At 69.0% G+C, this 12267-nt stretch carries 14 protein-coding genes and 1 riboswitch; of the genes, 4 read left to right on the top strand and 10 right to left on the bottom strand.

All coding sequences use genetic code 11. From position 1 onward, the window contains the following. The first annotated feature begins 27 nt into the window (after positions 1-27). Positions 28-1353 carry a metal-dependent hydrolase family protein gene (locus ACZ5M6_RS14140; protein WP_464158962.1) on the top strand — a complete coding sequence of 442 codons (1326 nt, stop codon included), beginning with the start codon at positions 28-30 and terminating at the stop codon, positions 1351-1353. On the opposite strand, the gene lpxK is transcribed toward ACZ5M6_RS14140, so the two are convergent. The 5 genes from lpxK to ACZ5M6_RS14115 are packed head-to-tail and all read right to left on the bottom strand — an operon-like array spanning position 1338 to position 6702. Continuing rightward, positions 1338-2369 (bottom strand): tetraacyldisaccharide 4'-kinase, encoded by a 1032-nt coding sequence (lpxK, locus tag ACZ5M6_RS14135; protein ID WP_464160129.1) that lies wholly within the window; start codon positions 2367-2369, stop codon positions 1338-1340. The genes ACZ5M6_RS14140 and lpxK overlap by 16 nt on opposite strands. Further along, entirely contained in the window at positions 2366-3658 is a 1293-nt protein-coding gene (locus ACZ5M6_RS14130) for a 3-deoxy-D-manno-octulosonic acid transferase (RefSeq protein ID WP_182714909.1), read from the bottom strand. The genes lpxK and ACZ5M6_RS14130 overlap by 4 nt, the downstream gene beginning before the upstream one ends. Continuing rightward, complete coding sequence (locus tag ACZ5M6_RS14125) at positions 3655-4338, bottom strand: lysophospholipid acyltransferase family protein (RefSeq protein ID WP_152950708.1); 684 nt, start codon at positions 4336-4338, stop codon at positions 3655-3657. Before ACZ5M6_RS14125 ends, ACZ5M6_RS14130 begins: the two co-directional genes overlap by 4 nt. After that, positions 4335-6158, bottom strand: a complete 1824-nt coding sequence (locus ACZ5M6_RS14120) for an ABC transporter ATP-binding protein (protein ID WP_464158961.1) — start codon at positions 6156-6158, stop codon at positions 4335-4337. Before ACZ5M6_RS14120 ends, ACZ5M6_RS14125 begins: the two co-directional genes overlap by 4 nt. A 31-nt stretch (positions 6159-6189) precedes the next feature. After that, positions 6190-6702 carry a hypothetical protein gene (locus tag ACZ5M6_RS14115; RefSeq protein ID WP_464158960.1) on the bottom strand — a complete coding sequence of 171 codons (513 nt, stop codon included), beginning with the start codon at positions 6700-6702 and terminating at the stop codon, positions 6190-6192. A 103-nt stretch (positions 6703-6805) separates the two neighbouring features. After that, positions 6806-6949: riboswitch (FMN riboswitch) on the top strand. 98 nt (positions 6950-7047) lie between these two features. On the opposite strand from ACZ5M6_RS14115, the gene ACZ5M6_RS14110 reads away from it, so the two are divergent. Then, positions 7048-8019, top strand: coding sequence for a DMT family transporter (locus ACZ5M6_RS14110; protein WP_464158959.1), 972 nt, complete (start codon positions 7048-7050; stop codon positions 8017-8019). Positions 8020-8050: 31 nt separating this feature from the next. Further along, entirely contained in the window at positions 8051-8716 is a 666-nt protein-coding gene (locus ACZ5M6_RS14105; RefSeq protein WP_287395174.1) for a fused DSP-PTPase phosphatase/NAD kinase-like protein, read from the top strand. 12 nt (positions 8717-8728) lie between these two features. Here ACZ5M6_RS14105 and ACZ5M6_RS14100 read toward each other — a convergent pair whose 3' ends face one another. Continuing rightward, a complete protein-coding gene (locus ACZ5M6_RS14100) occupies positions 8729-8944 on the bottom strand; it encodes a hypothetical protein (protein WP_054766242.1) in 216 nt (71 codons plus the stop codon). Positions 8945-8996: 52 nt separating this feature from the next. Beyond that, positions 8997-9242, bottom strand: coding sequence for a DUF4170 domain-containing protein (locus ACZ5M6_RS14095; protein WP_054766241.1), 246 nt, complete (start codon positions 9240-9242; stop codon positions 8997-8999). A 169-nt stretch (positions 9243-9411) separates the two neighbouring features. Here ACZ5M6_RS14095 and ACZ5M6_RS14090 point away from each other — a divergent pair, with 169 nt between their 5' ends. Continuing rightward, positions 9412-9588 (top strand): hypothetical protein, encoded by a 177-nt coding sequence (locus tag ACZ5M6_RS14090; protein ID WP_464158958.1) that lies wholly within the window; start codon positions 9412-9414, stop codon positions 9586-9588. 81 nt (positions 9589-9669) lie between these two features. Here ACZ5M6_RS14090 and ACZ5M6_RS14085 read toward each other — a convergent pair whose 3' ends face one another. The 3 genes from ACZ5M6_RS14085 to ACZ5M6_RS14075 are packed head-to-tail and all read right to left on the bottom strand — an operon-like array spanning position 9670 to position 12267. Next, the gene (locus ACZ5M6_RS14085) at positions 9670-10464 is read right to left on the bottom strand and encodes a 3'(2'),5'-bisphosphate nucleotidase CysQ (protein WP_464158957.1); all 795 of its coding nucleotides are present in this window, start codon (positions 10462-10464) and stop codon (positions 9670-9672) included. After that, entirely contained in the window at positions 10461-11816 is a 1356-nt protein-coding gene (locus ACZ5M6_RS14080; RefSeq protein WP_464158956.1) for a TldD/PmbA family protein, read from the bottom strand. Before ACZ5M6_RS14080 ends, ACZ5M6_RS14085 begins: the two co-directional genes overlap by 4 nt. Before the next feature lie 43 nt (positions 11817-11859). Next, positions 11860-12267, bottom strand: coding sequence for an MAPEG family protein (locus ACZ5M6_RS14075; protein WP_054766237.1), 408 nt, complete (start codon positions 12265-12267; stop codon positions 11860-11862).

The raw sequence follows: 12267 nt of genomic DNA, 5'->3' as shown, positions 1-12267 counted from the left end.
CGGCGAGGCGTCGCGGGAGGGCGATCAATGAAGCGTTTGATCTTGGCTTTGTCGGTGCTGCTGGCGTCCGCTTCGGCGGCGGCGGCTCAGCAAACCCCCGCAGGGGTTGGACTTTCCGGACCCCCTGTGGTCACCTTCGTCGAGGCGGGGCGGCTGCTGGCGGATCCGTCGAACGGCGTTGTGCAGCGCAGTAAAACTCTCGTGATCAGCGGGAACCAAGTCGTCGATATTCGCGACGGCTTCGTCGGCGATCCGGCGCAGGGCCGGGTCATCGACCTGCGGGACTCCTTCGTTTTGCCGGGGCTGATCGACAGCCACGTCCACCTGACCGGCCAGCAAAACCCCAATTCGCGGCTGGAGGAGGTGACCCAGTCAGAGGCCGCCCAGGCCATGGTCGGCGCCCGCTATGCGCGCCGCACCCTGATGGCGGGCTTCACCACCGTCGCCGATCTCGGGGCCGACAACGAAGCGATCTTCGCCCTGCGCGAGGCGGTGAAGGCGGGCGACGTGCCGGGGCCGCGCATCATTGCAGCGGGCTCGGCCGTGTCGGTTCACGGCGGCCACGGCGACGCCAACGGCTTCCGCGCCGACGTCCTGCACCTGCTGTCGCCCGAAAGCGTCTGTTCGGGACCGGAAGACTGTATGCGCGCGGTCCGCACCCAGATCCGCGCCGGCGCCGACATCATCAAGATCACGGCCACCGGCGGGGTCCTGTCCAACACCGCCGCCGGTCTGAACCAGCAGTTCAGTGATCCCGAACTGACCGCCATCGTTGAAAGCGCTCACCGGATGGGCCGCCAGGTCACGGCTCACGCTCACGGCGTCGACGGCATCAACGCCTTCCTGCGCGCCGGCGGCGATTCCATCGAACACGGCACCTATCTGGACGACCAGTCGATCCGCCTGTTCAAGCAGAACGACGCCTGGCTTGTGCCGACCCTGCTGGCGGGGGATTTCGTCGCGCGCGTCGCCTCCGGGCCCGACAACTTCTTCACCCCTGCCCAGACCGCCAAGGCGCTGGAGGCGGGGCCGAAGATGCTGGAGATGGCGCGGCGCGCCCACCAGGGCGGCGTCAAAATCGCCTTCGGCACCGACAGCGGCGTGTCCGCCCACGGCGACAACGCCAAGGAGTTCGCCCTCTTGGTCCGCGCCGGCCTGACTCCGCTGGAGGCCGTCCAGGCCGCCACGGTCGGCGCCGCCGAACATCTGCGCATCTCCAGCGAGGCCGGGCGGATCGCGCCGGGCATGCCGGCCGACATCGTCGCCGTCTCGGGCGATCCCCTGAGCGACGTCGCCGAACTGGAGCGTATGAAGTTCGTGATGAAGGGCGGGGTCGTTTATCGCGCCGACTGAATCCGGTCGGCCCTGATCTTCTCGACCAGGAAGGCGGCGAAGCCGGCCTCATCCTCAAACCGGGCGACGACGGGCCAGGCGGTCACATGCGAGCGCTGATCGGGCGTCAGCCGCACCCAGTCCTTTTCCGTGGTGACAAGGCCGGCCTGAAAGACCGCCGCCCGATCTTTCAAGAACGCCATATCCTTGTCGCTGTAGGCCGCATGGTCGGGGAACGGGACGAAGTCGACCAGATCGCAGCCCGCCGCCTTCAGCGACCGCTCGACCTTCCACGGCTTGGCGATGCCGGCGAAGCCGACCTGTGGGCCGGTCGGGGGCGGACCCTGCGGCGTCAGTCTCGCGAGATAGATCGGCAGACCCTCGAAGACCGCCAGCAGTTCAGGATCGGCTGTCTCCAGATCGGTCGGCAGCATCACCACAACGGCGTCGGCGCGCGCCAGCCCCGCTTTCAAAGGCTCGCGCATCGGGCCGGACGGAAATACCGAGCCGTCCCCGAACGGCCATTCGTCGCCGCGGGTCTCTCCATCCACGACGATCAGGCTGACGGTCTTCTTCAAGGCGGGGTTCTGGTGTCCGTCGTCCAGCACCAGGGCGTCGGCCCCGTCCGTAACGGCCGCCTCGGCGCCGGCGACCCGATCTCGTGAAATCCAGACCGGCGCGTCCCTGGTCAGCATCAGGGGTTCGTCGCCGACGTCCTCGGCCGTATGCAAGGCGGGATCGACGCGGACCGGCCCTTCCAGCCGCCCGCCATAGCCGCGCGACAGGCCCTGCGCCTCCACCCCCGCCGCGCGCAGCAGCCGCAGCGCCTCGCGCGCAACCGGCGTTTTGCCCGATCCGCCGACCGTCAGATTGCCGACCGAAATCACCGCGCAGCCGGGATCAAGGGGAACGGTGCGCGCGATGCGCCGCGCCGTCACCCCAGCCCAGATCCAGCCCAGCGGCTTCAACAGGGTGCGTGTCATCCGGGCGTGATCGCGGTCGCGCACATACCACCAGCGGGGCGTGTTCAGCTTCATCGCCGGGGTCTCTTCTGCGGCGTAAGCGGAGCGAGCCAGGACCACAGCCGCTCCAGATCCCCGCCCGCCTCGGCCGCCGCGCGGCGGGCGCGCTCGCCCATGGCCTTTGCCGCCGCCGGATCGGCCAACAGGGGGCCTATCGCCTGGGGCAGGTCCCAAGGCGCCTGGACGGGGATCAGCCCGCCCGACTGGGCCAAGGCCGCCGTCACGCTGGCCCAGTTGGAGGCGTCCGGTCCCGTCACGACGGGCCGCCCCAGCCGCGCGGGCTCCAGCGGATTGTGACCGCCGACCGCCGGCAGGCCCAGGGCCGGAGCGAAGGAGCCGCCCATCACCACCACATCGGCCAGACGCAGGAACAGCCCCATCTCGTTCAAGGTGTCGGCCAGATAGACGTCCGTGTCGCGCCCGATGGTCTCGCCCCGCGAGCGCATGGCGAAGGCTGCGCCGTCCCGGTGCAGGGCCTCCGCGATCAAGGGACCGCGCTCGGGGTGGCGCGGCAGCAGGATCAGGCAGACGCGCTCGCTCAGCTTGTCCAGGGCGCGGACGATGGCGATCTCTTCGCCCTCATGGGTGCTGGCGGCGACGATGACGGGCCGGTCGCCGATGGCGGCGCTCAGACGGCTGAAGGCGGCCGTATCATGGGGCAGGGGCTCGCCCGCCAGCTTCAGATTGACCAGGCCGTCGATACAGGCGCCCATCCGCTCCAGCCGCTCGGCGGAGGCGGCGTCCTGGGGCAGGACAAGGTCGAAGGCGCGCGTCACCGCCTGAGCCGAGGCCGGAAACCGGCGCCAGCCCTCGACCGTCTTGTCGGTGATGCGGGCGCTGACCAGGGCCAGCTTCACCCCGCGCCGGTGGGCCTCCAGCAGCAGATTGGGCCATAGTTCGCTCTCGACGAAGACCGCCAGCCCAGGCCGCCAGTGATCCAGGAAACGGCCGACCGCGCCCGGTCCGTCCACCGGCGCATATTGGTGGATCACCCCCTTCGGCAGCCGGTCCTCAAGAATCCGGGCGGACGTCACCGTGCCCGACGTCACCAGAACCGTCAGATCCGGCCGCGCCTTTACGAACCGTTCGACCAGGGGCAGCAGGGACAGGGTCTCGCCCACGCTGACGCCGTGCAGCCAGACCAGGTCGCCCTCGGGCCGTTCGATCCGGGTAAAGCCCATCCGTTCATCGACACGGGCGGGGTCCTCCTTGCCTCTTGCGGCGCGGGCGTCCAGCAGGCGCGGCGCCAGGGGCTCCAGGGCGCGGGTCAGCAGCCGATAGGCCAGCAGGGGCAGGGGCGTCACGGCTTCAAACCCGTGATCGCATCCGCCCGCGCCTCGACCGCATTCAGCCGCGCCGTCCAGTCGCGCGTCACCTGGGCCATGTCGGCTCCCTCGGGATAGTCGGCCCGATCCCAGACAATGGCGCCCTTGCCGAACGGCAGGGGCAGGACCGCTCGATCCCAGCTGTTCAGCCGGATCGCCGGATTGCAGGACAGGCCGATGAACAGGACAGGGGCGCCGGACAGTTTCGCCATCAGCGGCAGGCCCTCGGCCATGATGTTGACCGGGCCGCGCGGGCCGTCCGGGGTGATGGCCAGGGCGCCGACCTTGAGCTGCTTCAGCCCGTCGCGCAGGGCCTGGGAGCCGCCCTTGGCCTTCTGCGCCTTGTCCTTATTGGCCGATGAGCCGCGCACGGCGGGAAAGCCCTGGCGCGCCACCGCCTTGGCGATGAACTCCCCGTCGGCCGACAGAGAGATCAGGGCCTTGGCCGGCTGGGCTCGGTCCAGCGGCCAGCAGGCGGGCGACAGGCCAATGCGCGAATGCCAGAAGACGCACAGAACCCCGCCGCCCTGCGCCCAGACAGCCTCGGCCGCCTGCTGGTTCTCATGGGTCCAGCGGATGGTGGCGAAACAGACCTGCATCCATTTGGCCAGGGTCCAGGCCAGGGCGGACTGGATGATCGGATTGCGCAGCGGCCTCACGCGACGGCCTCGACCGCCGGGGTTCCGTCCAGCGACTGTTGCCGGGCCAGGCGGGCGTAGAGTCCGCCACGGGCCACCAGGGCGTCATGCGTCCCTTCCTCGACCACCCGCCCGGCCTCGATCACATAGATGCGGTCGGCGTTCCTGACGGTGGACAGACGGTGGGCGATCATCAGGGTGGCGCGCCCCTCCATCAACCGCTCCAGCGCCGCCTGGACCAGGGCCTCGCTCTCGGTGTCCAGGGCGCTGGTCGCCTCGTCCAGCAGCAGGATCGGCGCGTCCTTCAGGAAGGCGCGGGCGATGGCGATCCGCTGGCGCTGCCCCCCCGAAAGGCGCAGGCCCGCCTCGCCCGCACGGGTGGCGTAACCGTCCGGCAGGCTCGTGATGAAGTCATGGGCGGCGGCGGATCGCGCGGCGTCCTCGATCTGGGCTTGCGTCGCGCCCGGCCGGCCATAGGCGATGTTGGCGGCGATGGTGTCGTCGAACAGGAAGGGCTCCTGGGTCACGAGGGCGATGTGGTCGCGCAGATCGCTGATCCGCACCTGACGGATATCCATCCCGTTCAGCCGCACCGCCCCGGCCGTGACGTCATAGAAGCGCGGCAACAGGCTGAGGATGGTGCTCTTGCCGCCGCCGGAGGGGCCGACCAGGGCGACCGTCTCGCCCGGCGCGACCCGCAGGGAGACGGCGTCCAGGGTCGGGGCGTCCGTCCCCGCATAGGCGAAGGACACCTGATCCAGCGCCACCTCGACCGGGCCGGACGGCAGGGTCTCGGCGTCGGCCGCCTCACGGATTTCCGGCTCGATGTCCAGGGCGGCGAACAGGCGACGCGCGGCGGTGAAGCCTTCGCTCATCACCGTGGCCAGGTTCGTGACCTGGCGCAGCGACTGGCCGGCCGCCAGCAACAGGCCGATGAAGGCGGCGAACCCGCCCACCGTCATCTCGCCCGACTGGGCCCGCCATCCGGCATAGGCCATGACGGCGGCGACGACGACATAGGCGACCAGATCGCTGGACGGGCCGGCGAAGGCGCGGGCGTTGGCGCCCTTGATGACGTGGCGCTGGCGACGGGCCACCACCTCGGCCACGCGATCCTGCTCGGCCGCCTCGCGGTTCTCGATCTTGATCAGGCGAACCCCGTCCAGATTCTCCATCAGGGCGGTGGACAGGTTCTCGGTCTCGGCCATGGCGCCGACGGCGGCCTTGCGCGTCCTTCGCCCGAACCGGCGCAGCACCAGGGCCACCAGGGGCACGCCCAGCAGGACCACCATGGTCAGCTGCCAATCAATGATCCCCATATAGATCAGCACCGCGATCAGGGTCAGCAGGTTCTGGGTGTAGTTGACCACGCCCGAGGTGAAGGCCTCGCGCACCAGATTGGCGTCGAACAGGACCGAGGAGACGAAGCCGCCCGAATGCTGGCTGCGCAGTCGGGCCAGATCGGCGCGGATCATGGCGCCGAACAGGCGGATCTGGATGTCGCCGACGATCGTATGGCCCAGTCGATTGACCAGGGCGGCCTGGCCCAGGGCCGCCAGGGTCCGCACCACCGCCACCGTCAGAATGGCGGCGGGGATGACGATCAGGGCCTCGTCCGCCGGGAAGCGGAAACGGCCGAACAGGACGATCGGCTGGTCGCCGCCGAGGAACAGGCCGTTCACCGCCGGCTCCAGCAGCTTCAGCAGGGCCGCCGTCAGCAGACCTGTCGTGGCGGCGCACAGGATCGACAGGATCAAAGATCCCTTGCGGCTGCTCAGATAGTCTCGCCAAATCCGCGCCAGCAGGGCGCTCAGGGGCATGGAGGGGGCGGGCTCGCTCATCGGCCTTCGGTCGTCCGAGCCGCCCCTCAAGTCAAGGCTTGTCAGGCGAGGGTGGAAGAGGCCGCCCCTCTTCGTCGGCCCGGATCAGGGTTTCGCCCGGCGCATCGTCGATCCTCGTCGCCGGGGGGACGGTGGGATTGGAGGCGTAGCGTCGCCCGTCGAACGGCACGGCGGCCTCATAGCCCTGGATGATCCCGCCGCCCGCCACTTGCACGCCCAGAGCGCGCCGGCCGTGATCCTCGCGTTCCAGAAGACGAATGGGCGCGCGGGCCACGCTGATCTCGCCGACCGAGCGATAGGAGGACCCGTCGCGGTCCAGAACCAGCAGGCGGCATCCGCCCGATCCGCACCAGGCCGGTCCGGTCAGATAGACCAAAGCCGTCTTGCCGTCGGGAGTCAGGGCGGCGGTGTAGCGGGTCGTGGCCGCCGCCTCGCCGGCGCGCTGTTGCAGATAGGCGATCAGGGACGGGTCTTCAGGCGGCGTGCTCTGGGCGACGGCGCCGCCCGGCAAGGCGACGGCGATGACGGCGGCGAAGATCTTCATGGCGGCCTTTCGGGGTGAGGAGCTTGGATGTCTGAACGCCTGAACGCCCAGGTGGTTGAAGATCAAGCGGCCCCTTTCTAAGTAGGGCGGGCAGGTTCGCCTGCGGTGTTCTCAGGGCGGGGTGCGATTCCCCACCGGCGGTAAGGCGGCGACGCCAAGCCCGCGAGCGCTCCCCCCGCTTGGGGAGGTCAGCAGATCCGGTGCGATTCCGGGGCCGACGGTATAGTCCGGATGAAAGAGAACGGGACCCAACGCCTCGCGGCGTGCGTCGCTCTTGCTTGAGCGGCGGGCGCGGCGCGTCGTCGCCCGTAACCCTGGAAAACTGGTTACGGAAAGGACGACCAATTGAACCAGATTTCCTCGTCTTCGCTTCGCGCCCCCGCCTTGGGGGCGCTGTTGATGCTGTCGGCCAGTCTCGTCTTCGCCTGCGGCAATATCCTGCAATCCCTTTTGCCCCAACGGTTCGGCATGAGTTCGACCGGAATGGCCTTCTGGCAGTATCTGATCGCCTCGGTCCTGATGCTGCCCATCGTTCTGCGGATCGGCCTGAACAGGCTGAGGACGCGCCGTCCTCTGGCCCATCTGATCCGCGCCTTCGCCTCGGCCCTGGGCGTCCATGTCTTCGTCTACGGCTTCGCCTCGGGCGTGCCGATCTGGCAGATGGTGACCCTGCTGGCGACCGGCCCCCTGTTCGTCATCATCGGCTCGACCCTGTGTCTGGGCGAGCGGGTGTCGAGCCCCCGGATCGTCGCGGCCATTGTCGGCTTTCTCGGCGCCGTGATCGTTTCGGGGGTCGGGTCCGAAAGCCTGGGGTGGGCCGCCCTTACCCCGGTCCTGGCCGCCGCCCTGTGGGCCGTCACCGATGTGATGACCCGCCGGCTGGCGAGGGAGGAGACGCCCGAGACCCTGACCCTCTCCCTGCTGGTCCTGATCACGCCCAACCATCTGGCGCTTCTGTTGCTGGCGAACGCCTTCGCCTTCGCCTTGCCGGCCGGGGTGGCTACGGACCTGCCCCTCGCCCTGCCTCAGGGTGCAGGCCTGCTTCTGTTGCTGGCCCTGGGCGGCCTGACGGCGGCGGCGCAATATCTGCTGGCCTTCGCCTACCGGCTGGCCGACGCGGCCTATCTGCAGCCCTTCGCCGATCTGAAGGCGCCGCTGGCCGGACTGGTCGGCTGGCTTCTGCTGGGACAGACGCCCTCGATCTGGTTCTGGCCGGGCGCCGCCCTGATCGTCGGAGCCTCGATCTTCATCTTCTGGATCGAGGGTCGGGCGCCGCAAGACGGGGCGGCGACGGCCCCGGTTGCAAGCGGAGGATGACGCGGCGGCCCCGGATCGCTATCTGGCGGCCATGGCGCGCTTTGACCTTTCGACCGCAATGGGCCGTTTCCGGGCCCATTGGCATTATTTCTGGGCGGATCACGCCTTTCTGCGCCTGGTCTTCTCCAACGCCCACTGGCTGGGGCCGGACCTTGTCCGCACCAACCAGCCGTCGCCGCGCCAACTGGCCTATTGGAAGTCCAAGGGCGTCAGGACCGTCATCAATCTGCGGGGCGAGCGGGACGAGGGCTATTACTGGCTGGAGAAGGAGGCCTGCCGGCGGCTGGGCCTGACCTTGATCGACGCCCCGCTGGACTCGCGCGACCCGCCCCAGAGGGACCGCATTCACCGGGCGCGCGACCTGTTCAAGACCATCGACTATCCCGTCCTGATCCACTGCAAGTCCGGCGCGGACCGAGCCGGGATGATGGCGGTCTTCTATCGCCACTTCCATCTGGGCGAGCCCATATCGGTCGCCATGAAGCAGTTGTCGAAGAAATATCTGCACTCGCGCGAAGGGCTGACCGGCGTTCTGGACTTTACGCTGGAGAAGTACGTCAAGGAGGTCGAGCCCCAAGGCGTCAGCTTCATCGACTGGGTGGACAGTCCCGACTACGACCCCAAGGCCATCCGCGCGGAGTTCAAGGCCGGCTGGTGGGGCACGCTGCTGACCGAAAAGCTGCTGAGGCGGGAGTAGGGGCCGACACCGTCAGCCCCAGGGGCCGGTCTTCGGTCTTTCGTCGTCTTCGCCGGCCTGGCGCGCCTCGGCGGCCAGTTCGGCGTCCCGTCGCGCCTTGCGTTCGGCCTCCCACCGCTTGAACCAGCGCGCATAGCCGATGTGGCCTCGCAGCGAAAAGCTGAACAGGGCCAGGACAGCCAGCAGGCTGACCAGCTGAAAAATCTGTTGGGGTTCCAGGTTGATCACGGTCGTTCAGCGTCCGTGTCAGGGAACAGGTTCCCGCTCCCTGACGTCGCACTCAGGCCGCGTCGCCGCGCGGGTCGATCAGCTTGTGGGCGTGCAGGATGAAATAGCGCATGTGGGCGTTGTCCACGGTCGCCTGGGCGCGCGCCTTCCAGGCCTGTTTGGCTTCGTCATAGCTGCCGTAGGCGCCGACGAACTCGACCTGCGACAGGTCGCGGAAGACGGGCTCCTTCGGGTGGCGCAGTTCGCCGCCGATGACCAGGTGCAGCAGTTGCGTGGGGACGGAGGATTGGTCGACCATCGGATGTCCTTGAAAGGCTCGGGTGGGGCTCTGGCCGGGGCATAGGCCGAGAACGGCTAAGGATCAATGTATGACGGGGTTTTCAGACCCTGCCTTACGTCGAAAGCGGCACGTTTTTACAGCCGCGCTCCCGTTTGCCCGTCATCGCAGCTTGGGGCATTATGCGGTCATGAGCAGTGATCCGGAAAATCTGACGCTGGTGTTCCTGCGGCGGATCGACGCCAAGATCGATACGCTGGCGCTTGATCTGCGTGAGTTGAAGGAACGGGTCTCCGGCGTCGAAATCGGGCTGACGTCCGTGCGGCGCGACATCGCCGGGTTGGCGGAGACTGACGCTCGCCTCTAGGTGTCTCTGGACCGAATGCGGGACGATGTGGGCCGTATTCAGCGTCGGCTCGACCTGCATGAAGAGCCGGCTGCCTAGGTTTCAGGTCGACAGCGGCACGTTTTTACAGCGCCGTATGATCAGCGGGTGCAGGGCCGGGGCGGCGCAGACCAGGCTGGCCTGGCGTGGATCGGCCCGGTTGAACCGCCAGGGGCGGCCGTGGTGATCGCTGACCCGGGCCCCAGCCTCTTCGGCGATCAGACTGCCCGCCGCCACGTCCCAATCCCATTTCGGCGTCAGGGCCAGGGCCGCGTCGAAGGCGCCGGCGGCGACCAGGGCCATCCGATAGGCCAGGGCGTTGCGCTTTGAGAACCGCAGGGGCGGCCAGGGCTCGTCCCAGTGCGGCCCCTCGATCATCCGCGCGTCGCCCAGCACCGAGGCGTCGTCCAGCGTGTCCACGTCCGAGGCCCGCACCCGGGCGCCGTTGCGCCAGGCCCCGCCGTTCCGAACCGCCGCATAGGTTTCCTGAACCTCCGGCGCATGGATGACGGCGGCGACGACCTGGCCGTCCTCGACCACGGCGATGGGGGTGCACCACCAGGGTTGGCGCTTCATATAGGCCACCGTGCCGTCCACCGGGTCCACCACGAAGATCCGTCGCCTCGACAGGCGGTCCGGCGAGTCCGCCGTCTCCTCCGACAGCCAGCCATAGTCAGGCCGGGCGGCCAACAGACGGTCCTTCAGCATGGCGTCCACCGCCAGGTCGCCGCTGGTCACGGGGGAGCCGCCCGCCTTTGACTCGATCTTCAGCCCCGCCTCGCGTTCGGCGACGGCCAGGGCCCCGGCGTCGATCGCCGCCTGGCGGATCAGGTCGAGATCGGCGTCCAGCTCCGTCATTTGCCCGCTATGGCCACCGCGTCGAACATCAGGCTCGGCACGTTGAAACTGCCCCGGAACTCCAGGTCCGAGCCCCGAACCAGCCGCAGATAGAGGTCAGGCAGCTTGCCCGCCACCGTCACCTCATTGACCGGATAGACGATCGCGCCGTTCTCGAACCAGAAGCCCGACACCCCGGCGGACCAGTCGCCGGTGTTTCCGTTCAGCGACGGCCCGAACATGGAGGTGACCAGAAGCCCGGTCCCGGCGTCGGCCATCAGCCCGGCCAGATCGCGCTCGCCCGGCTCCATGTGCAGATTGTGGGTCGAAACCCCCGCCGATCCCGCCAGGCCGCGCGAGGCGTGGCCGGTGGACTCCAGCCCCAACTGCCGGGCCGAGGCGCTGTTCAGCAGCCAGGTGGTCAGCACACCGTCGTCGAACAGGGCGCGCCGTTCGACCACGACCCCTTCATCGTCGAACGGGGTCGATCCCAGGCCGCGCGGCCGGAATGGATCGTCGATCAGGGTCACGCCTTCGGCGAACACCCTCTGGCCCATCCGGTCCTTCAGGAAGGAGGTGCCGCGCGCGATCGACGGCCCCGAAATCGCGCCGATCGCCGGCGAGACGATCTGGCCGGCCATGCGGTTGTCGAAGATGACGGGGGCGGTGGTCGAGGCGATCTTGCGCGCCCCGGTCCGGGCTGCGGCGCGTTCGCCGGCCGTTCGCCCGATGATTTCGGCGCCCGGCAGGTCCGACAGATGCCGGGTCGAGCGGCTCTCGCCGCCGCGCTCCATCGCTCCGTCCTTCTCGGCGATCACTCCGACGCCCAGCGAGAAGGCCGAACCCTGATAGTCCCCGTCGAATCCATGCGAGGTCACCAGTCGCCAGCGGCTGGACGACCAGGACGCATGCCCGCCCTCGGACCGGGCGACGCCCTTCACGGCCAAAGCCGCGGCCTCTGCCTCGGCGGCGGCCTGCTCCAGCGCTTCCGCACTGCGTTCGCTGGGATCGAACAGGTCCAGTTCGGCGAAGGGCGCCTGCGCCAGCCGATCCTGCGGCGCCAGACCGGCGTGGGGGTCTTCCGGCGCCAGCCGCGCCATGGCCACCGCGCGTTCGACCAAACGTGTGCGAGTCGCCGGCGACAGGTCCGAGGCGGAAACCGAGGCCTGCCGCTGTCCGACGAAGACCCGCAGGCCCAGATCGCGCGACTCTTCGCGTTCGACGTCCTCCAGCCTTCCATTGCGCACCCCGACCGACAGGGCGCTTCGGTCGGCGCTGACCGCCTCGGCGGCGTCCGCGCCTGCTTTCAGCGCGGCCTGGACGATGTCATGCAAAAGATCGGCGGAGGCGGAGGCGTCGCGGGCTTCAGTCATGCCCCGATATGGCGGACCCTTTGCTGCGTCGCAACCTCGCGCCTCAGACCACGGCGAAGGCGATCAATCCGACCGCCGCCGTCAGCAGGGCGACCCAGGTCAGCAGCATGCCGATCACCCGACCCAGCGACGGCCCCGTCTGGAACAGAAGGCCCAGGGCATGGGCCGACCGCCCCACGAACAGGGTCGCCCCCACGCCATGCACCATCCAGGCGGGCGCTCCCACGGCGGCCAGAAGCAGCATGGCGATCATGCCGGGCGCGGCGTATTCGGCGCAATTGCCGAAGGCGCGGGTGGCGGCCGCTAGGTCCGCGATACCGCCGTCCCCCAGCGACACCATATGTTTGCGGCGGCCGCTGACCACAATGCCCGACAGAACCAGGAGCAGCAGGATCAGCAGGCCGCTCCACAGGGCGGCGGCCTGGACGGCGTACATCATGGGGGTGGTCAT

The organism is Brevundimonas sp. Br13, assembly GCF_055391505.1.
Note: the sequence above shows the minus strand (reverse complement) of the source record. Positions and strands in the feature narration are given on the sequence as shown.